Annotated in this window: 20 protein-coding genes; 7 read left to right on the top strand and 13 right to left on the bottom strand. The window is 36.5% G+C overall.

The features are described 5' to 3' along the window. Window positions 1–641: glycosyltransferase family 117 protein (locus tag ACTJIV_RS07925; RefSeq protein WP_440626672.1), on the bottom strand; the 641-nt coding region annotated here is incomplete at its 3' end. A gap of 222 nt (window positions 642–863) precedes the next feature. Here ACTJIV_RS07925 and ACTJIV_RS07920 point away from each other — a divergent pair. From ACTJIV_RS07920 to ACTJIV_RS07900, 5 genes are all read left to right on the top strand, one after another. Beyond that, the gene (locus tag ACTJIV_RS07920; protein WP_111961053.1) at window positions 864–1,901 is read left to right on the top strand and encodes a PLP-dependent cysteine synthase family protein; all 1,038 of its coding nucleotides are present in this window, start codon (window positions 864–866) and stop codon (window positions 1,899–1,901) included. Window positions 1,902–1,982: 81 nt separating this feature from the next. Beyond that, window positions 1,983–3,254: an aminotransferase class I/II-fold pyridoxal phosphate-dependent enzyme gene (locus ACTJIV_RS07915; protein ID WP_174772319.1), complete on the top strand. Its 1,272-nt coding sequence runs from the start codon at window positions 1,983–1,985 to the stop codon at window positions 3,252–3,254. 75 nt (window positions 3,255–3,329) lie between these two features. After that, window positions 3,330–4,217, top strand: a complete 888-nt coding sequence (locus ACTJIV_RS07910; protein WP_440626670.1) for a DMT family transporter — start codon at window positions 3,330–3,332, stop codon at window positions 4,215–4,217. Between the two features lie 220 nt (window positions 4,218–4,437). Continuing rightward, window positions 4,438–5,064, top strand: a complete 627-nt coding sequence (locus ACTJIV_RS07905; RefSeq protein WP_440626669.1) for a hypothetical protein — start codon at window positions 4,438–4,440, stop codon at window positions 5,062–5,064. A 99-nt stretch (window positions 5,065–5,163) separates the two neighbouring features. After that, a complete protein-coding gene (locus tag ACTJIV_RS07900) occupies window positions 5,164–7,353 on the top strand; it encodes a B12-binding domain-containing radical SAM protein (RefSeq protein WP_440626667.1) in 2,190 nt (729 codons plus the stop codon). 78 nt (window positions 7,354–7,431) lie between these two features. Here the strand turns inward: ACTJIV_RS07900 and ACTJIV_RS07895 are convergent, their stop codons facing one another. The 3 genes from ACTJIV_RS07895 to atpD all read right to left on the bottom strand — a co-directional run bounded on the left by ACTJIV_RS07895 (window position 7,432) and on the right by atpD (window position 10,207). Further along, a complete protein-coding gene (locus ACTJIV_RS07895) occupies window positions 7,432–8,253 on the bottom strand; it encodes a hypothetical protein (RefSeq protein WP_440626665.1) in 822 nt (273 codons plus the stop codon). An 80-nt stretch (window positions 8,254–8,333) separates the two neighbouring features. Further along, the gene (locus ACTJIV_RS07890; protein WP_111957931.1) at window positions 8,334–8,615 is read right to left on the bottom strand and encodes a FoF1 ATP synthase subunit delta/epsilon; all 282 of its coding nucleotides are present in this window, start codon (window positions 8,613–8,615) and stop codon (window positions 8,334–8,336) included. An 83-nt stretch (window positions 8,616–8,698) separates the two neighbouring features. Continuing rightward, window positions 8,699–10,207 (bottom strand): F0F1 ATP synthase subunit beta, encoded by a 1,509-nt coding sequence (gene atpD, locus ACTJIV_RS07885; protein WP_111957933.1) that lies wholly within the window; start codon window positions 10,205–10,207, stop codon window positions 8,699–8,701. Window positions 10,208–10,413: 206 nt separating this feature from the next. Here atpD and ACTJIV_RS07880 point away from each other — a divergent pair, with 206 nt between their 5' ends. After that, entirely contained in the window at window positions 10,414–11,334 is a 921-nt protein-coding gene (locus tag ACTJIV_RS07880) for a bifunctional riboflavin kinase/FAD synthetase (RefSeq protein WP_440626663.1), read from the top strand. On the opposite strand, the gene ACTJIV_RS07875 is transcribed toward ACTJIV_RS07880, so the two are convergent. Beyond that, on the bottom strand, window positions 11,331–11,684 hold the full coding sequence (locus ACTJIV_RS07875; protein ID WP_223559396.1) for an MmcQ/YjbR family DNA-binding protein: 354 nt from the start codon (window positions 11,682–11,684) through the stop codon (window positions 11,331–11,333). The genes ACTJIV_RS07880 and ACTJIV_RS07875 overlap by 4 nt on opposite strands. Before the next feature lie 90 nt (window positions 11,685–11,774). On the opposite strand from ACTJIV_RS07875, the gene ACTJIV_RS07870 reads away from it, so the two are divergent. Next, window positions 11,775–12,431 (top strand): NAD(P)H-binding protein, encoded by a 657-nt coding sequence (locus ACTJIV_RS07870; RefSeq protein ID WP_440626660.1) that lies wholly within the window; start codon window positions 11,775–11,777, stop codon window positions 12,429–12,431. Between the two features lie 120 nt (window positions 12,432–12,551). Here ACTJIV_RS07870 and ACTJIV_RS07865 read toward each other — a convergent pair whose 3' ends face one another. From ACTJIV_RS07865 to ACTJIV_RS07830, 8 genes are all read right to left on the bottom strand, one after another. After that, complete coding sequence (locus tag ACTJIV_RS07865) at window positions 12,552–13,127, bottom strand: glutathione peroxidase (protein WP_111957942.1); 576 nt, start codon at window positions 13,125–13,127, stop codon at window positions 12,552–12,554. An 84-nt stretch (window positions 13,128–13,211) separates the two neighbouring features. After that, window positions 13,212–13,874, bottom strand: coding sequence for a histidine kinase (locus ACTJIV_RS07860; protein ID WP_111957944.1), 663 nt, complete (start codon window positions 13,872–13,874; stop codon window positions 13,212–13,214). Window positions 13,875–13,952: 78 nt separating this feature from the next. Beyond that, window positions 13,953–14,675 (bottom strand): 3-deoxy-manno-octulosonate cytidylyltransferase, encoded by a 723-nt coding sequence (gene kdsB / locus ACTJIV_RS07855; RefSeq protein WP_440626658.1) that lies wholly within the window; start codon window positions 14,673–14,675, stop codon window positions 13,953–13,955. Window positions 14,676–14,922: 247 nt separating this feature from the next. Next, the gene (locus ACTJIV_RS07850; protein ID WP_111957948.1) at window positions 14,923–16,176 is read right to left on the bottom strand and encodes a pyridoxal phosphate-dependent aminotransferase; all 1,254 of its coding nucleotides are present in this window, start codon (window positions 16,174–16,176) and stop codon (window positions 14,923–14,925) included. Window positions 16,177–16,196: 20 nt separating this feature from the next. After that, on the bottom strand, window positions 16,197–17,105 hold the full coding sequence (locus ACTJIV_RS07845) for a hypothetical protein (RefSeq protein ID WP_440626656.1): 909 nt from the start codon (window positions 17,103–17,105) through the stop codon (window positions 16,197–16,199). A 10-nt stretch (window positions 17,106–17,115) separates the two neighbouring features. Further along, window positions 17,116–18,831, bottom strand: coding sequence for a phospho-sugar mutase (locus tag ACTJIV_RS07840; RefSeq protein WP_440626654.1), 1,716 nt, complete (start codon window positions 18,829–18,831; stop codon window positions 17,116–17,118). 72 nt (window positions 18,832–18,903) lie between these two features. Then, the gene (locus tag ACTJIV_RS07835; protein ID WP_440626652.1) at window positions 18,904–19,605 is read right to left on the bottom strand and encodes a GIN domain-containing protein; all 702 of its coding nucleotides are present in this window, start codon (window positions 19,603–19,605) and stop codon (window positions 18,904–18,906) included. 7 nt (window positions 19,606–19,612) lie between these two features. Beyond that, on the bottom strand, window positions 19,613–20,341 hold the full coding sequence (locus ACTJIV_RS07830) for a DUF3667 domain-containing protein (RefSeq protein ID WP_440626650.1): 729 nt from the start codon (window positions 20,339–20,341) through the stop codon (window positions 19,613–19,615). Window positions 20,342–20,347 lie beyond the last annotated feature (6 nt).

The raw sequence follows: 20,347 nt of genomic DNA, 5'->3' as shown, positions 1-20,347 counted from the left end.
TTATAATTTCTTGCATAGTATACCAGACATACCGCCGGAACTGCAAGCATCCCCATCATATGAACCCCTACTGAAAGCCCCAATACAAAGAAAATAAGGATGATCCATCTTTCGCTGTCTTTCGCCAGGTATTCATTTTCCCATTTGGTGATGAGCCAAACGAGTAAAGCAATAAACATAGAAGCCATAGAATATACCTCTCCTTCTACAGCAGAAAACCAGAATGTATCTGAGAATGTAAAGCATAATGCTCCTACAGCTCCTGCAAAAAGAATGGAGATTTCCTGGTGTTTTGTAATTTCATCAAAATCCTTGTTCAGCAGCCGTCTTACAAAATGGGTAATCGTCCAGAATAAAAATAAAATCGTCAGCGCACTGAACAATGCAGACATCGCATTAATTACGATAGAATAATTTTCACCTTTCCCTAAAGCAAAAATGGCTGCCACGGCACCCACAATCTGGAATAAAGCGGCTCCGGGAGCGTGCGTTACTTCAAGTTTTACAGCTGAGGAAATGTACTCGCCGCAGTCCCAGAAACTGAAATTGGGTTCTATGGTCGACAAGTACGTGAAAAATGCAATGACGAAAATCACCCATCCTAAAACGGTGTTCCATTGCCTAAAAGTCCAATTTTTCATAGTATTAAATCAATTACGCGAAAATAAGGCTTTTATACCATTCTGTGGTGTTTTTAACAAAATTTAAAAATTTTGGCGTAGTATTTGCGATTGTACTTCAGCTAAGATTGCAAATCAGAAAATAAATTTTGCTGAATCGCTGGCTTGAAATCAAACAAAAGTTTAGTAATTATTTATTTTTTTGTATTTTTGCGGTCAGATTTTTATTGAAAATAACAAATAATGAGTAATGTTTACGATAATATTCTTGGCCTAATAGGAAATACTCCTATGGTGAAGCTTAATACTGTTACAAAAGATATTCCTGCAACCGTTTATGCCAAGTTAGAATCATATAATCCTGGACATTCCACAAAAGATAGAATAGCACTTCATATTATAGAAAATGCTGAACAAAAAGGTTTATTAAAGGAAGATTCTGTAGTTGTAGAAACTACTTCAGGAAACACCGGATTTTCTATAGCGATGGTCTGTATTATTAAAGGATATAAATGTATTCTGGCGGTAAGCGACAAAACGAAGCCCGAAAAGATTGCCTATTTGAAAGCATTAGGGGCTACGGTATACATTTGTCCTGCCAACGTGGCTGCAGATGATCCCAGATCTTATTATGAAGTAGCTAAAAGAATAGCTTCAGAAACGCCAAATTCAGTTTACATCAATCAATATTTTAATGAATTGAATATTGATGCACACTACCAGACTACCGGTCCTGAAATTTGGGAGCAGACAGAAGGTAAGGTTACCCACCTCTTCGCCTGCACTGGAACGGGTGGAACATTGTCCGGTTCGGGTAAATTTTTAAAAGAAAAAAATCCGGATATCAAGATTATTGGTGTGGATGCTGATGGTTCTATCCTGAAGAGCTACCACGAAACAGGAGAAATCCATAAAGAAGATGTTCATCCTTATCAGATTGAAGGAATGGGGAAAAACCTGATCCCTGCTGCCCTGCTTTTTGATAAAGTAGATGAGTTTGTAAGGGTAAATGATGAAATGTCTGCCTACAGAACCCGAGAAATAGCCCTTAAAGAAGCTATTATGGGAGGATATACCACAGGAGCCGTAACCCAGGCGCTGATTCAGTATGCACAGTCTCACGAGCTTACCAAAGATGATATTATTGTCCTGATCTACCCTGATCACGGATCAAGGTATATTACTAAGGTATACAGTGACAAATGGATGGCCGAACAAGGTTTTGTAAATAACTGCGTACACAATTACGATGAAGTTTTCAAGACAGAATTCATTAAATAGATTTAAATAAACCACGATACAAATCAAGCCTTTTGTGTTTTACAGGAAAGGCTTTTTTACTTAAAATTACGATACAAAATGTTGGATATTTTTGAAAGAATAAAAGAAAATCCAGGACCTCTTGGACAGTTTGCAGATTACGGAGAAGGGTATTTCATTTTCCCGAGATTAGAAGGACCTATCGGCCCAAGAATGCAGTTTCAGGGAAAAGAAGTGATTTTCTGGAGTGCTAATGACTATTTAGGATTATGCAACCACCCCGAAGTGCTGGAAGCTGACGCTAAAGCCGCTGCAGAATATGGGATGTTCTATCCTATGGGAGCCAGGGCAATGTCCGGTGAAACAGAACAACACCTTCAGCTGGAAAGAGAACTGGCAGATTTTGTACAGAAAGAATCAGCATATTTATTGAATTTCGGCTACCAGGGAATGGTTTCTACTATAGATGCTTTAGTGAGCAGAAACGATGTGATCGTATATGATGTAGATTCGCATGCCTGTATTGTAGACGGTGTAAGACTTCACTCCGGAAAAAGATTTACCTACAGACATAATGATATTGAAAGTCTTGAAAAAAACCTTCAAAGAGCAACCAAAGTAGCGGAAGAAACCGGAGGTGGTATTCTTGTGATTACGGAAGGGGTTTTCGGAATGAGAGGTCAGCAGGGAAAACTTAAAGAGATCTGCGATCTTAAATCTAAATACAGCTTCAGACTTTTAGTAGATGATGCACACGGATTCGGGACTCTTGGAAAAACAGGAGCCGGAGCTGGTGAAGAGCAGGGATGCCAGGATCAGATTGATGTATACTTCTCTACTTTTGCTAAATCTATGGCTGGTTTCGGAGCTTTCCTTGCGGGAAATAAAGAAATCATTAGATACTTGAAATTCAACTTAAGATCTCAGATTTTTGCTAAATCTCTTACCATGCCAATGGTAATCGGAGGTTTAAAAAGACTGGAACTTTTAAGAACCAGACCGGAAATTAAAGCCAAGCTTTGGGAAAATGTAAATAAATTACAAAGCGGACTTAAAGAAAAAGGATTCAATATTGGAGATACAAACACCTGCGTAACACCAGTAATGATGCAGGGAACTCCGGTGGAAGCCACACTTCTTGTAAAAGATTTAAGAGAAAATTACAGGATTTTCACCTCTGTAGTGGTTTACCCGGTTATTCCGAAGGGAATGATCCTGTTGAGATTAATTCCTACCGCTTCCCATACGGATGCAGAAATTAATGAAACATTAGCTGCGTTTGAAGCCATTCATGATAAATTAGTAAGTGGTTACTATAAAGAGCAAGAACAAAAACTTCTGCAGGAGCAAGGTTTAAGTTTTAAGGCGATTTAATGAAAAGATAAAAACCACTGAAAATTTCAGTGGTTTTTTTATTACATATCCATCCTATCAAATTTGTGATTAAAAATGAAGTTCAAGGGTTATTTGTTAGGCATACTGTCGTCCGTCTCATTCGGGCTGATCCCTATTTTCATCCTGCCGCTGAAGCAGGCCCATTTCTCTATGGATATTACGCTGTTCTATAGATTTTTGTTTTCTGCCTTAATGGTTGGCGGATATCTGCTGTATTCCGGAGAAAGCTTCAGGATCAATAAAAAAGAAGCTCTTATCCTTGCTGTTCTGGGAGTCTGCTATGCCCTTTCTTCAGAATTTTTGTTCATTGGGTATGATTTTCTTACCCCGGGGATTGCCTCTACCGTCCTTTTTATTTATCCGGTTATTGTAGCTTTGATCATGTTTTTCTTTTATAGGGAAAAACTCACAAAACTTTCTATAATCTCTCTGTTTTTAGCTTTTGCAGGGGTTATTGTTTTATGCTTAAAAGAAAATGGCCTGGAGATCAATTTTGCAGGTCTTGGAATTGTGATGCTGAGCTCATTATTTTATGCGCTTTATATGGTGATCGTTAATAAATCTGATCTTAAAGTATCAGGATTCAAGCTCTCATTCTATTCCATGCTTTGTACTTCAGCATTTTTTATGGTAAAAGCTTCTGCTGAAGGTGAATCTTTTGCCATCCCTTCCGTATCCATTTTTTTAAATTTTATTCTTTTTGCTTTTCTCACCACCGTTATTTCAAGTCTGTGTTTGGTGTATGCTATAAAATATATCGGGTCCACGCCAACTGCTATTTTAGGAGCATTGGAACCTGTGGTTGCAGTGATGGTAAGTGTCTTCATGTTTCATGAAAAATTTACGGTAAATCTTCTCATCGGTATTACGCTTATCCTTTTAGGAGTAACCTTTAATGTTATTGCAGACAATAGAAAGTCGAAGCTCACTCAGCCCACATAAAGTGACTGGCTGACAATTAACTGTTCTATAACAATTTTTTATATTATATTTACTCAACAAACTGGTGAGCAAATACAATATGCGAATTATTCCGAAGATCGTTTTTTCTCTTATTACAAGAATATTTTTATGTACAGCTTTGTTGTTTTCGGAACCTGTATCATGGCAGTTTAGATTTCTATGCGTGATCATTTTTTGTATTCCCTGGATAAGATTTTTCATGAATGATTTTGACAGGAAAAATATTGATCTGTATCTTAGGTATAAGCTTCTGTTTCTTACCACCCCTGTTTTATATGCCCTTATCCTTTGGAAATTTTTTGAATGGTATCATTTCAGTTTAATTACCCAGTTAATTTTATTCCTTTTACCGGTAATAGTAAGTTTTTTTATTAAAACGAAAAGTAAAGTTATTTCAGGCAACACTCAGAACATCCTACAGACAATGAGTTACTATTGCATTCCGTTCTTTTTAGCGGTCAATATATCTTTTGATTTTTCCAAACCATCATCGAAAGAATATTTTATTACCGATAAAGCCAGTCCTATAGAAGAAAAATGGGATTCAGAAGGTTACTATAAAATTACGAACTATCAGTTTAAGGTTATTCCAAAAGAAAAAATGAATACTATTGAAGTTAAGAAATATAACATTCCTGCCAAATATAAAAACGATTATGAATATTTGAATTCATACTATTTAAAAGAATCTCCAAAACCTCTTACCATACATGTAAACCGTAGAACATATCATAAATTTGGAAAAGGAAATTATCTTGATATTGAAACCTACTCCGGATTATTTGGGATAGAATGGACCTATTATCATCGGAAACTTAAGCACTAATCACTAGGGTTTATAAAGAATTAAAAAATACTTTTAAACTTTCCTGCTTAGCTTTTTCATTTTAGATGAATTTAAAATAACTTTGCAAAAATTTCCTGTTTGAAAGATCTTCTTCTCATTACTCCGCCTTTTACTCAGCTCAATACTCCTTATCCGGCAACAGCTTATATAAAAGGCTTTCTGAATACCAAAAATATTTCCAGCTACCAAACCGATCTGGGACTTGATGTTATTTTGGAGTTATTTTCGAAAAATGGACTTGAGAAAATTTTCAGCACAAAAATCAATCATCAGGAACTCTCAGAAAATTCACAACGGATTTATGCATTACGGGAAGAGTATTTAAGAACAATAGATCAGGTGATTCCTTTTTTACAGGGAAAAACCCCTACACTGGCCAGACAGATCTGCAGTATGAATTTTCTGCCGGAAGCCTCCCGTTTCAACCAGCTGGATGATATGGATTTTGCATTTGGTAATATGGGGCTTCAGGATAAGGCGAAGCATCTGGCTACCCTATATTTAGAAGATCTTTCTGATTATATTATTGAAAATATTGATTCGGATTTCGGATTCAGCAGATATGCAGAACGTCTCGGAAAAAGTGCCAATTCTTTTGATGAGCTGTATTCAAAACTATCAAACAATCCAACCTTTATTGACAGCTTTACCCTTAAAATTCTTCAGGAAAAATTAGAATTAGTTCAACCAAAATTGGTATGCTTTTCAATCCCGTTTCCAGGAAATCTGTATGCCGGATTCAAATGTGCCCAGTTCATTAAAAAAAACTATCCCCACATTAAAACTGCGATGGGTGGCGGTTTCCCCAATACCGAATTGCGGGAAGTAAAAGATCAGAGAGTTTTTGAATTTTTTGATTTTATCACTCTTGATGATGGTGAGCTTCCTCTCGAGCTTCTTTACAACAACTTGCATATTTCAGAAGAAATCGCAGAGTACAAGAGAACATTTTTAATTGAAAATCAAGAGGTTACTTATAAAAATAATTCTAAAAGACACGATTATAAGCAGGCAGATATCGGTACACCAGATTATACAGACTTAAAATTAGACCAGTATATTTCAGTGATTGAAATTGCCAACCCAATGCACAGTTTATGGAGTGACGGAAGATGGAACAAACTGACCATGGCCCACGGATGCTACTGGGGAAAATGTACATTCTGCGATATTTCTCTGGACTATATCAAAATCTACGAGCCTATTTCTGCTAAAATTTTAGTGGACAGAATGGAGGAGCTCATTAAAACAACAGGTGAAACGGGATTCCATTTTGTGGATGAAGCTGCACCACCGGCATTGATGCGGGAAGTTGCATTGGAAATTCTTCGCAGAAATCTTGTGGTTACCTGGTGGACCAATATCCGGTTTGAGAAAAGTTTCACCCGTGATTTATGTTATCTGTTAAAGCTTTCGGGATGCGTTGCCGTTTCCGGAGGGCTGGAAGTGGCCAGCGACCGGTTGCTACAATTGATAGATAAAGGTATTTCTGTAGAGCAAGTTGCAAAGGTAACAAGAAATTTCACAGAAGCCGGAATCATGATTCACGCTTATCTGATGTATGGCTACCCTACTCAGACTGTCCAGGAAACAGTAGACTCTTTGGAAATGGTAAGGCAGATGTTTGAGATGGGAATTCTTCAAAGTGCTTTCTGGCATCAGTTTGCTATGACAGCGCATTCACCTGTCGGAATAAATCCTGAGGAATTTGGGGTGACTCCTCTGAAGCAGGAAATTCTGTTTGCCAACAATGATATTGATTTTAAGGATAAAACCGGAATCGATCACAGCCAGTTCAGCTTTGGATTGAAAAAATCTCTTTTTAATTATATGCACGGAATCAATTTTGAATTTCCGCTTCAGGAATGGTTTGATTTTAAAATTCCAAAAACAACAGTTCATCCTGATTATATTCATGACTGTCTTCTGGATGATGCTCAATTTGGCTTTAAAGGCAACTCAAAGGTTGTTTTCCTGACCAAAAACGTAATCGCTGAGAATCGCATAAAAAATAAAAAGAAATACTCCGGTGCATATACGCTTCTTACATTCCATTTAAAAACCAACATTGTAAAGATAGATCTGGAGCAGGATAAAGCAGAATGGCTGATGAAAGTGCTGGAAGAAAATTCTATAGAAAACCCTAAAAAAGTTACAGCTCAACAACTTAAGAATCAGTTTGAAGAAAATTTTGAAGATTTTGAATTATTCTGGTTTTCAAAACCTATACAGCAGCTTAAGGAAAATGGGGTGATTTTAAGTCTGTAATTTTTTAAAATTTATTAGAAAAAAATCCTGGAAATTAAATTCTCAGGATTTTTATCAATATTCAAAATCGATATTTTTTTATTTTTCAGCATTTCCTTTTACAACGTCACCAACAATTACTTTTTCCTGGACTTTAATAAAATTCGGGTCCATAATTGCTATTCTTTCTGCAATGGCTTTATAAGTAGGAAATTTTAACAGAGAAGCCCTGCCGGATATTTCCCTGTAGATGGTAAAAATTTTTCCGTTAGCTGTTTTGATCTGCTTTGTTGTGGTAATATATTTTCCAATATATTTACTTTTAGCATCATATACCTCAATATCTATGAAGGTTTTATCGGTAATGGTATCTTCAGAACCAAAACTTACCGGAAGATTGGTAAAATATCCGACAGGAATGCCGTTGCTAATGATCTCTCCTACTTTATTAACCTCAATGTTGAGCTTATCAATTTTACTTCTGGTAGTATAGGCATCTTTGGTTTTGGTATCCAGCTTCCTTTTAGGGATATTTTTAAATATATCATCCAGGTTTTTAATATTGATTCCTTTATTATCAATAATCTTCAGACCTTTAATAGAAGTATAAACTGCTGATTTTTCCTCTCCGGAAAATGCTGACGGAGAAATATAGTCCATTTCTATTGTCTTATCCCTGTTGTAAACCCTGTTCAGTTTTATATAACTGTCTCTTACGGAATCCACTATACTTTTATCTACGAATTCTATGGTATACATCGGGGTCTCGTTCAGATCCATGAACGTATAGATACTGGATTTGTTGGAGATCTTGGCAACATGAACGCCATCAAGACTTATGATACCTCTTTTGGTTTTGAAATTTTGGGCATTACACAAAATTGCCAGAACGGTAAAGAATATGATTGTACTTTTCTTCATAGAATCAGACTTTTACACAACATAAAAAAAGTGTAACCAAAGTTACACTTTCTTGAAAATATATTTAGCTTTTCATTTAATTATTCACAAAGGATGATTCCTTTATCATGATTAAATTCTACAACACCGCTTTTGATAGGATAAGAAAAAACAGAGTCTTTCTCATTTTCTTTAGTAAAGTTTTTAGCATAAGCTTCACCCACTGAAGATGTGAAAAGCTTTACTTTACCTCCGATCAAAGAAGAAACAATTGCTGCGTGATTTTTCATAATGTGGAATTCACCACTTTTTCCCGGCAACAATACAGAGTCTACTTCTCCTTCAAAAACTACGTATTCTGGTGTTAAAATTTTTATATTCATATTTCTTAGATTAAAGAGAAAAGAGAAAAGAAAAAAGAAAGAGACCATGTCTTTGTTCTTTTTTCTTTATTCTATTTATCTAGTTAAGCGTTTTCAGCTAACATTTTTTGTCCAGCCTCGATAGCTTCCTCGATGGTTCCTTTTAAGTTGAACGCAGCTTCCGGTAAATGGTCTAGTTCACCATCCATAATCATGTTGAATCCTTTGATAGTATCTTTGATATCTACCAATGATCCCGGAATACCTGTAAACTGTTCAGCTACGTGGAAAGGCTGAGATAAGAATCTCTGAACTTTTCTGGCACGATAAACTACTGATTTATCTTCTTCAGAAAGTTCTTCCATACCAAGAATTGCGATAATATCCTGAAGCGCTTTGTATCTCTGAAGAATTTCTTTTACTCTCTGAGCGCAGTCATAATGTTCATCACCGATAATTTCCGGAGCAAGGATTCTTGACGTAGAAGCCAATGGATCCACTGCAGGATAAATACCCAATGAAGCAATTTTTCTGTCTAGTACCGTGGTTGCATCCAAGTGAGCAAACGTAGTTGCAGGAGCCGGGTCAGTTAAGTCATCCGCAGGTACGTAAACTGCCTGTACTGATGTAATTGAACCGTTTTTAGTAGAAGTAATTCTTTCCTGCATCGCTCCCATCTCAGAAGCAAGAGTCGGTTGGTAACCTACCGCTGACGGCATACGACCAAGAAGTGCAGATACTTCAGAACCAGCCTGTGTAAAACGGAAGATGTTATCTACGAAGAAAAGTACGTCTCTACCTTGTCCGCTTTCACCACCGTCTCTGTAGTACTCAGCCAATGTAAGACCAGAAAGTGCTACTCTGGCTCTTGCACCTGGCGGCTCGTTCATCTGTCCGAAAACGAATGCAGCTTTAGATTCTTTCATAGCTTCTAAGTCTACTTTAGAAAGATCCCAACCTCCGTTTTCCATAGAATGCATGAAATCATCACCATATTTAATAATTCCTGATTCAAGCATCTCTCTCAAAAGGTCATTTCCTTCTCTCGTTCTTTCACCTACTCCGGCAAAAACTGAAAGACCTCCGTGTCCTTTTGCAATATTGTTAATCAACTCCTGGATCAATACTGTTTTACCTACACCGGCACCACCGAACAATCCAATCTTACCCCCTTTTGCGTAAGGCTCAATAAGGTCGATTACTTTAATACCTGTAAATAAAACTTCTGCAGAAGTTGAAAGTTGATCAAATTTTGGAGCTGGTCTGTGAATTGGCAGACCACCTTCTTTAGAAATATTTTGAAGTCCGTCGATAGCATCCCCAACAACGTTGAATAGTCTTCCGTTCACAGCTTCACCAATTGGCATTGTAATAGGATTTCCGTATCCGATTACTTCTTGCCCTCTTTGAAGACCGTCTGTAGCATCCATTGCAATACATCTTACTGTATCTTCACCAATATGCTGCTCTACTTCTAAGACTACTTTTTCACCGTTTCCTTTTGTAATTTCTAACGCGTCATAAATACTTGGAATTGCTTCCACATCTGTGAAGACAACGTCGATTACCGGACCAATAATTTGAGAAATTTTACCTTTAATTTGGTTTGCCATTGCTAAATTTTTTCTTGGTGCAAATATAATGATTCTTCATAAACCTACAATTGGTAAAAAAAAGATTTTTATCATACTTTTTTGTTAATGTACCAATATAACAATTTACCAGTCTAGCAATTATTTCACCGCAAAAAATATTGGTACATTGTTATATTGATACATTGTTACATTATGTATATATTTGCAGTCAAATTTTTTCCGTTTTGAAAGTTTTCAAGAATTTTAAAGATTATTCCTCCCAAAAGCCTTTAGCATTGTCTCTGGGAATGTTTGACGGAGTACATCTCGGGCACAAAAGTATCATCGATGAACTGATTAATGTGGGTACAGAGAATAATCTGGAGACAGCGATCCTTACTTTCTGGCCGCATCCGCGTTTTGTTTTTAACCCGAATGAAGATCTTAAGCTTCTGAATACGCTGGATGAAAAGAAACAGCTGATCGAAAAATACGGAATCAATCATTTGTTCCTGAAAGAATTTGATGAAGAATTCAGAAACCTTACAGGTGAAGAATTTGTACGTCAGATCCTCATTGACAAACTGAATGTTAAATACCTTATTATTGGCTACGACCATTCATTCGGAAAAAATAAGAGCGGAAATTTCGAGCTTCTTCAAAAGCTTTCCAAAGAACTGGATTTTGTTGTTGAACAGATGGAAGCGATTAATATCCACGAAAACAATATCAGCTCCACGAAAGTACGCAATGCTCTTCTGACAGGAAATATTAAAGAAGCCAATGAAATGCTTGGTTACTCCTACTCTGTTTCCGGAACCGTTGTACACGGAAAAAAAATTGGAAGGACAATTGGCTATCCTACAGCTAACATTGATGCTGAATCTATTAAACTTCTGCCTAAAAAAGGAGCTTATATTGTAGAAACCGAAGTAAAAGGCCAGCAATATAAAGGAATGCTCAGCATTGGTACCAATCCTACTGTAAACGGAGAAAAATTAACCGTTGAAGTCTATATTCTTGATTTTGAAGGCGATATTTATAATGAAAAGATCACGGTAAGATTCAGGGATTTTCTTCATGACGAGATCAAATTCGAAGGCCTTGAAAAATTAATTGAGAGGTTGGATGAAGATAAAAGGCTGACCCGGGAGTTTCAATTCTAATTATTTATAATTTCTTCTTTTGCTTTTTTCGTTAATGAATTAAAAACCAATTCATAAGACTGATCTATTAACTTATAGATAAGGTCTCTTTTCAAACCATCAGCCATGACAGAATTCCAATGGGTTTTATTCATGTGAAATGCGCCTGTGATCTGCGGATGCTGTTCTCGGAGTTCTGCGCTCCATTCAGGGTCAGTTTTTACGTTGATGCTCAATGGCTGTCTTTCAAGTCCCATTAATAAAAACATTTTTGTCCCTACTTTCATCACAAGGGTTTCGTTATCAAAAGGAAACGTTTCTGTAACTCCTTTTTTAGCCAGGCAGTAATCTAAAATTTCGTTGGCATCCATGGATTTTATAAGTGATAATGATTATTGATATTAATTTCAAATGTAGTAAATTTAAGAAAGAAAATACCATCTATATAAATCACAAATATTATGAAAGCTTTGGTTATTGGCGCAACGGGCGCTACAGGAAAGGATCTGGTAAAACAGCTGCTCAGCGATAAAGAGTTTGAAGAAGTCGATATCTTTGTAAGAAAGCCTGTGGATATCCAGAATGACAAGCTGAAAGTTCATGTGGTTAATTTTGAAAAGCCGGAAGAATGGAAAGATAAAGTGAAGGGTGACATTGCATTCTCATGCTTAGGAACAACACTGAAAGATGCCGGAAGCAAAGAAGCCCAGAGAAAGGTAGATTTTGATTATCAGTATGAATTCGCCAAAGCAGCAAAGGAAAATGATGTGGAAGATTATATACTGGTTTCGGCATATGGAGCAAACCCCACATCTAAAATTTTCTATTCTAAAATGAAAGGTGAGCTGGAAGAGGCTGTGAAACAACTTCATTTTAATAAGATCACTATTTTTAAACCAGGAATGCTGGAAAGAAAAGATTCGGAAAGAACCAGAGAGGTTCTGGGTAGCAGAATTATAAAATTTGCCAATAAGCTGGGACTGCTGGAAAGTCAGAAACCGTTACCTACAGATATTTTAGCAAAAGCTATGATTAATTCATCCAAAATAAAAAGTAATGGTTATTCCAGTATTAAACTTGGGAATATTTTCTGTTTTGCAGAGAAAAGCAACGACTAGAAGCAGACAACTTGAATTATAAACGCTTCGACTCCGCTCAGCGTGACATTTCTAATACTATCTGTATTTTTCTAAGCTGTCACACTGAGCGGAGCCGAAGTGTTGTTTTTATAATTTATCTTACTTCAAATGCTTCGTGATAGCATCGTCTGTAGGTTTTGTAGTACTTATGAAAGTATCGATCAGCTTTCCGTTTTCATCGAGCAGGAATTTCGTGAAATTCCAAAGGATGGTAGTGTTTTTTACCCCGTTTAAATCTTTTTCCGTTAAATATTTAAAGATAGGAGCTGTATCATCTCCTTTTACAGAAACTTTAGCCGCCAAAGGAAAAGTTACTCCATAATTTTTCTGGCAGAAAGCACCGATCTCAGTATTGGTTCCGGGCTCCTGACCTCCGAAGTTATTGGCAGGAAAACCTACAATAACCAGTTTGTCTTTATATTCTTCATACAGCTTTTCAAGATCTGCATATTGTGGAGTAAATCCACATTCTGATGCTGTATTGACAATAAGGATCTTTTTTCCTTTAAAGTCTGCAAAGTTGATCTCTTTGCCGTCAAGGCTTTCAACTTTGAAATCATATATTGTTTTTCCCATAAGTTCTTTGGTTTTAGATTGAGAAATTTCACTTTTCTGATTGGTACAGCTCTGTAAAAATGCTACAAAAGAAAGCAGCCATAAGAAAATCTTTTTCATTCTTATAATTTTAGTTGGCAGTTTTGCCGCGGTTATTTTCCAAAATATAATGCCGAATATTTTAAATAGGCCTTATTTTCTTAATTAAAATTTAAATGTATTGGCAGGAAAAACTTTATTGACATCTATCCTGTTTAAGATCATAACGAAGTCTCCATCTTTTTTAGTACTTGAAGATTCAATTCTAAAAGGCATTGACAGATTTCCTACTTTCTTGTAATCGGCATATACCAACGTTTCATCTTTTTTGATTTCTTTTAAAAGCATATATGTTTTTACATCAAAGTAATAGATGTTCTTATTTACATTTTTGGTAAGCTCCACTTTGTGGCAGTAGATCTCACCTACTTTTTCTTTTCCTGCATATTTAGCATCAAAACCTTTATTTTCCCAGTCAATGAAATCATTATCAAAGCTTTCAGGTATGTATTCAGGGTATACCTGAAGTTTGTTGGCTGCATAATTCATTGCGTATCCTCTAGTACCGTCAAAACCTTCAATGGCTGTTTCCTTTCCACCGATACTGATCACCGTTTTGGTAAGATTGGGACGCTGCTGGTAAATTTTTATAGGGTATTCATCTTTAATCCCTAAAATCACTTTTCCCTGTAACAGTACTGAATTTAAAAGCTTCCAATTCGTTAATCCTCCGGACAGTTCAATATTTTTGTCTATAATTTCTTTTGCGGTCTGCGCAAAAGACAACTGCGAAAGTATCAGTACGAATACTAAAAGTAATTTCTTCATTAATCTTATTTATTTCAAATATAAGGGGAATTGCGCGAAAAAACAAAAGGTGATGAGCAATGCTTTCACCATCTATTCTCAAATTAATTTCCGTGCTTTTTCCAGATCTTCGGGAGTATCGATCCCCACTCCGATGAAATTGGTTTCTATTAACTTAATCTTCATCCCGTATTCCAGATAACGGATGCATTCTATTTTTTCTGATATTTCAAGTGGTTTCATTTCCAGTTTGGAGAACTGAAGTAAGGCATGTTTTCTGAAAGCATATACGCCAATATGCTTAAAATAGCTAATGTCATAAGAGATTTCCCTATGAAAAGGAATCACGGAACGGCTAAAATAAAGGGCAAAACCGTTGTTATCCGTAATAACTTTTACATTATTCGGGTTTTCAATTTCTTCTTTTTCTGTTAGTCTGATTTTTAATGAAGCCAGAGAAATTTCCTGGTTAACATCATCCTTGAAAACGTCGATAAGCTGTCTTAACGGCTCTAATTTAAGGAAAGGCTCATCGCCCTGAACATTAATCACAATATCGCAGTCGATGTTCTGTACGGCCTCCGCAATACGGTCGCTCCCGGTTTCATGCTGTCCGGTCATAACGGCTTTTCCACCATTTTTCACAATTTCATCAAAAATAATTTCAGAATCCGTAGCTACAAATACTTCATCAAACAGTCCCGTCTCGGCAACATTCTGATAGGTAGTCGTGATCACTGTTTTTTCACCTAACATCTGCATCAGCTTTGCCGGAAAACGGCTTGCTTCGTAACGGGCAGGAATGACAGCTATGATTTTCATTTATTATAAATTATGAGTTATGAATGATTAATTGATATAATTTGCTAAAAAGATAATTCCTAATGTTGAATAACTCAACAATTTGGTTTCCAGGAACGGCCTTTTTGGAAGTTTCATTAATAAAAACTAAATTTTTTCCGTATTTCTTATCTTCAAAAAATCGCTTCGACTACGCTCAGCGTGACACTTAATAATAACTTATACCGTGCCGTGTTAAGTGTAGCCGAAGCATATATATTTTTCTTAATTATTTTAAAGCATTCAAAGCATTTTCAAGCTTTGGTAGCATTACTTTGATCTCGTCAACCGCTAAACCTCCCACAGAAGCACGGAACCAAGGCTCAGATTTTGCCTCTCCGAATGCTGAGAATGGTACAAGAGCAACTCCGGCATCATTAATTAAGTAGAATACAAGGTCAGACGAATTTTCAATAACAGATCCGTCCGGTTTTGTTTTTCCGATATAATCTAATCTGATGGTAAGGTACAGAGCTCCCATTGGTTCAATACTTTCCACTGCCAATCCTTTTCCTTTTAAGTCCTGAATTCCACCGTGAAGAACTTTTAAGCTTTCTTCCAGTTTTCCTTTAAAATCTTCTACGAAAACATTTACATTGTCAGGGTTTTCAAAGAATTTCGCAGTAGCTTCCTGTTCAGGCTTCGGTGCCCAGGCTCCAACGTGCGTTAACAGAGCTTTCATTTTATCTAAAATATGAGACGGGCCGAATCCCCACCCTACACGTACTCCCGTTGCAGCAAGGCATTTGGAAATACCGTCGATATAAATGGTATATTCTTTTAATTCAGGAAAAAGAGAAACCGGATCTACGTGCTGTGCACCGAAAGTAAGATTAGAATAGATCTGATCATACATCAGGTATAATGGTTTTTCATCTTCTCCTCTTTTTCTGTTTTCTTCAAGAACCAATTCGCAGATAGCTGAAAGCTGCTCTTTTGTAAACATTGTTCCTGTAGGATTCAGCGGTGAACATAACGCTAAAAGAACTGCACCGCTTAAATGTGGTCTCAGATCATCTGCTGTAGGAAGGAAGTTGTTTTCAGGGGTAGTTTTCACCTCTACAGCCTCCGCAGAAGTAAGGTAAGCGTAATGGTTGTTGTTCCATGACGGTGTAGGATATACTACTTTATCACCTTCATCTACGATTGTTTTATACACCGCATAGATCAACGGTCTTGATCCGGCAGTAATTAAAATATCGTTCGGTGAATAATCCAGGTTCCATCTGTTTTTCAGGTCTTTAGAAACTTCTTTTCTTAAAGATAAAAGCCCGTTGGCCGGCGGATAATTTGTCAGATTATTCTGATATGCCTTCTGAATCTCTTCCTTCAGCAGTGCCGGGATAGGATAGAGATTAGAATTCAGGTCACCAATAGTAAGATTGGCAATTTCTGCTCCTTTTGCTTTTAAATCATTTACTTCATTACCAATTTTTACAATTTCAGAACCAATCAGGTTCGCCGCTAATTTTGAAACTTTCACTTTATTTTTATTTAAATTTACTAATAATCGTTTTCCACGTTCATTTTCTCACGAATCTGATCAACAGGTACCTGAGCATTAAAAAGAGCCAGAAATTCCTGAACCCTTTTTGCGGTATATGAATTAGGATATTTTTTTATAATCCTTTTATATTCATTCCTGTTTTCTTCGTATAATTTTCCGTCTGCTGTTTCATACGTTGGGGTATTGTCCATTCCGTACAGATAATCATGCAGGTAATTGTTGTAATCTTTTTTCACTGTTTTCAGGAGCTGGCTTTCGGGATATTTCTTCATAAAATTTTCCCAGAATATCAATCTTTCTCCCAGTTCTTTCCAACTAATGATCAATCCGGCATCCGCAGCATAGTTCTCTTTTGCTTCCATTGCCATCTGAGCAATGTAAGAATTGTAGTCCGGGGTTACCTTATTTTTAAATATGGTAAAATAATGATCAGGCACAGACCAGATTTCGGTGTAACCTTCTCCTACTTCCCTGAACTCCAATCCTTCTTTCTTAAACTGAGCTGCGAGCTTCTTTATATTTTCCGGAAACTTGTAGCTGTCGCTGCCGGAATCATAATAATTGACATATTTATCCAGAATATCGGTATGCAGTCTGCTCAGGCCTTCAATATATTTATTCCTTACTTCAACGTAATCTTCGTACACCTTATTATTCTGCTCCGGACTTCCGGCTGCTATTTCTCTTTCTGTTTTAGATTGATAATACTGAAGCGCTTTTATATAATCCTCCGTTGTATTTTTTGGAGAATAGGCTGTATCAACTGGTTTAAAAAGATCTTCTTTTATTTCTGTTTTGGCAACTGAATCATTAACTGCTTTTACTTCTGTCGTTTTAGAAACCTCTTTTTTGCAGGAAAAAACAAGTACAGAAAGCATACAGACCGCAAAACTCTTTTTTATCATTCCTACAAATTTAGTCCAGCTTCAGATCTTTTCTTACGTCCTCGATTTTTGCTTCTAATGATTTTAATTTATCTTTAAAGTCGGCTTCAGAAGTAACCGTATCTTTTACAGAAATATAAAATTTAATTTTCGGTTCTGTTCCTGAAGGCCTTACGCAGACTTTAGTTCCGTCCTGAGTATAATAAATGAGTACATTCGATTTCGGAATATCATTCATTACTTTGGTTTCATTCTTTGAAACGGAGAAACTGGTCTGTTCTTTAAAATCCTTCACTTCTTCTACCGGTGATCCTGCCAATTCTTTTGGTGGGTTTTCGCGGAAGTTTTTCATCATGTTCTGAATTTCTTCAGCTCCTTCTTTTCCTTTTCTGACAATATTGACCAAGCCTTCATAATACATTCCAAGATCCTGATAAATCTCGATCATGTATTGGTACATTGTTTTCCCGTTAGCCTTACACCATGCTGCAATTTCGCAGGCTAAAACAATACTTCCACAGGAATCCTTATCGCGGACAAAATCTCCGGTCATAAAACCGAAACTTTCTTCACCACCGCAAATGAATTTCTCTCGTCCTTCTGCCTCACGGATCATTTTTCCGATCCATTTAAATCCTGTAAGTCCAACTTTACAGTCAACTCCGAATTTCTTTGCAATATCAAAGAAAATATCTGAAGTCACGATCGTAGAACCAATAAATTCCTTCCCTGTAATCCTTCCCTGCTTTCTCCATTCATTTAAAATATAATAAGTAAGAATTGTATTCGTTTGATTACCATTCAGAAGCTGCATTTCGCCATCAAGGTTTCTTACGGCAATTCCTAATCTATCCCCATCCGGATCTGTTCCGATCACGATATCTGCATTGGTAATTCTTGCCAGATCCATAGCCATTTCAAGTGCTGCAGGTTCTTCTGGGTTCGGAGATTCTACCGTGGTAAAATTACCGCTCGGGATCATCTGTTCTTTTACAAGATCTATCTTTTTGAATCCTGCTTTTTCCAAAGCCTTTGGAACCGTAGTATAAGTTGTTCCGTGGATAGAGGTAAAAACAATATTTAAATTCTCTTTTCCTACATTCTGATAGGTTGAATTTTCAATACAGGCGTCAATATACACATCGTCCTGCTCTTCCCCGATCCATTCGATCAGGTCATCATTTCCGCTGAATTTAATTTCTTCGAATTTTACAGAATATACTTCATTGATAATTGCTTCATCATGTGGCGGAACAATCTGCGCACCATCATTCCAATATACTTTATAACCATTGTATTCAGGCGGATTATGTGATGCGGTTAATACAATTCCCCCGTTACATTTTTTGTCTCTTACAGTGAAAGACAATTCCGGGGTTGGTCTGTGATCTTTGAAAAGAAGCACTTTAATTCCATTTGCGGTTAAAACATCAGCAACCAGTTTCCCGAATTCTTTTGAATTATGGCGTACATCGTAAGCAATGGCCACCTTAATTTCTTCTCCTTTAAACTGTTGAAGCATATAATTAGCCAGCCCCTGTGTAGCCTGACCTAAAGTATATTTATTCAAGCGATTGGTTCCTACTCCCATGACACCTCTCATGCCTCCTGTTCCGAATTCCAGTTCTCTGTAGAAAGAATCCTCGAGATCCGGAGAATTGCTGTCAATTAAGGTTTGTACAGCATCTCTTGTTTCTTTATCGAATGTATCACTTAACCAAAGTTTCGCTTTTTCTAATGTTGTCATATGTGTATTTTGCTCTTTTATAGTTTTGTAAAGTTCCAGTTTTAAATTTAGCAGTTTTTCTAACCCTCCAAATTAATCCAATTTCTTATTTTCAACCTTGGTTGTCTTATCAATTTTGAATGCACGAATCGGGTTATTGTAGTAGATAAATTTTGCCGTGTTCTGAATATTTCCTTTTAAAGAATCTTTTACATTAACTTCTGCATAATTCCCATTTTTAGAATCGATATTCAGGTTCTCTATTTTCCAGTACGGCGCAATCAGACTTGCTGTGTCAGAGATCTTTATCACTGCGTTTTTGGTAAGTCCCAAAAAGTTGGCGCGGCTTCTGTTCTGCATTTCTACTTCTGCTCTTCTCGTGTTCACTGAACCCATAAAAGTAGCATAATTTTTTAAATTAAGCCTAAAATTATCGGTCTTAATTTCACTTGAAATATTCATTTCTACAGAATCTGCCACTGAAACTTTTTCAAGGTTATATTTTGAATAGATGGTCACGTTATAAAAATCCACCCCTTTTGTTCCTCTTTTTTCTTTGATAATAAGAGTCTTGTCTTTAACATCAACATCCAGATTACTGGCTACGTTTGGGTAAGTTTCGATCTCTACAAAATTTTTAGCCCCTCTGGCATAAAAGACACGAAATTTTCCTTCCAGGTCCAGGTTCACAAATTCTGAAACATCTACATCTTTCCTTTCAATATTTCCTTTCGGAGAAACTTTTCCACAGGAAACCGCCGCTACAAGTAAAAATGGGTATACTATTTTTTTCATATTCAAATTAAAGTATTCTATATAAAATCGCGATGATGACAAGGCTCTCTATTCCCATCAAAACATACAGTAATGATACTCTCCAAAGCAGACCAGGTTTTGGGTATGATTTTTCAAATGCATTCCAATACGTAACTGCCGGAAAGAGAATGAAAAGAATAAATGAAGCCTTCTCCAAAATACCGAAAATCTTCGCTGCGGGTTTCCACAGGCCTATAAGACTTACCATATCATTAAACAAAAATATGATTAAAATTCCTAACAGGCTTACTGTTCCGATGATAAAATGCTCGGCAATATTCAATTTCATTCTTTTGAAAATGAAATAGGCATTGGTCCCGAGTATGGGAATGATAACAAAAAGGATTGTTTTGGAGTATCGGGAGAAAAATTCAAAGATTTTTGAGCTTTCTTTCTGAATTTCGTTCGGATTCAAATCCAAATAAAAATGCATGGTTAAGACATTGAATCCAAACAAAATAAGCAGCAAAGAAAATAGATTATAGTACTTGATTCTTTTCCCTGAAATATAATCCATTGCCATTCTGCCGGGTCTAAATAAAACATGCTTCAGGCTCCGGAAAAACCTTTCTTCTATGTGCCAGATTGATCCCAAAATATCAGTTTTAATCAATGAACGAGGAGTTATTCTTGCTGTATCTGCCTTTTGCCCGCAATGAGAACAAAACTCATCGGAAATTTCATGACCACAATTCAGACAACTTTTTGGGTTCATTATAAA

The sequence above is a fragment of the Chryseobacterium sp. 22532 genome (genome assembly GCF_052044665.1).
GTDB lineage: Bacteria > Bacteroidota > Bacteroidia > Flavobacteriales > Weeksellaceae > Chryseobacterium > Chryseobacterium lathyri.
This window is presented reverse-complemented; position numbering and strand designations above follow the sequence as displayed.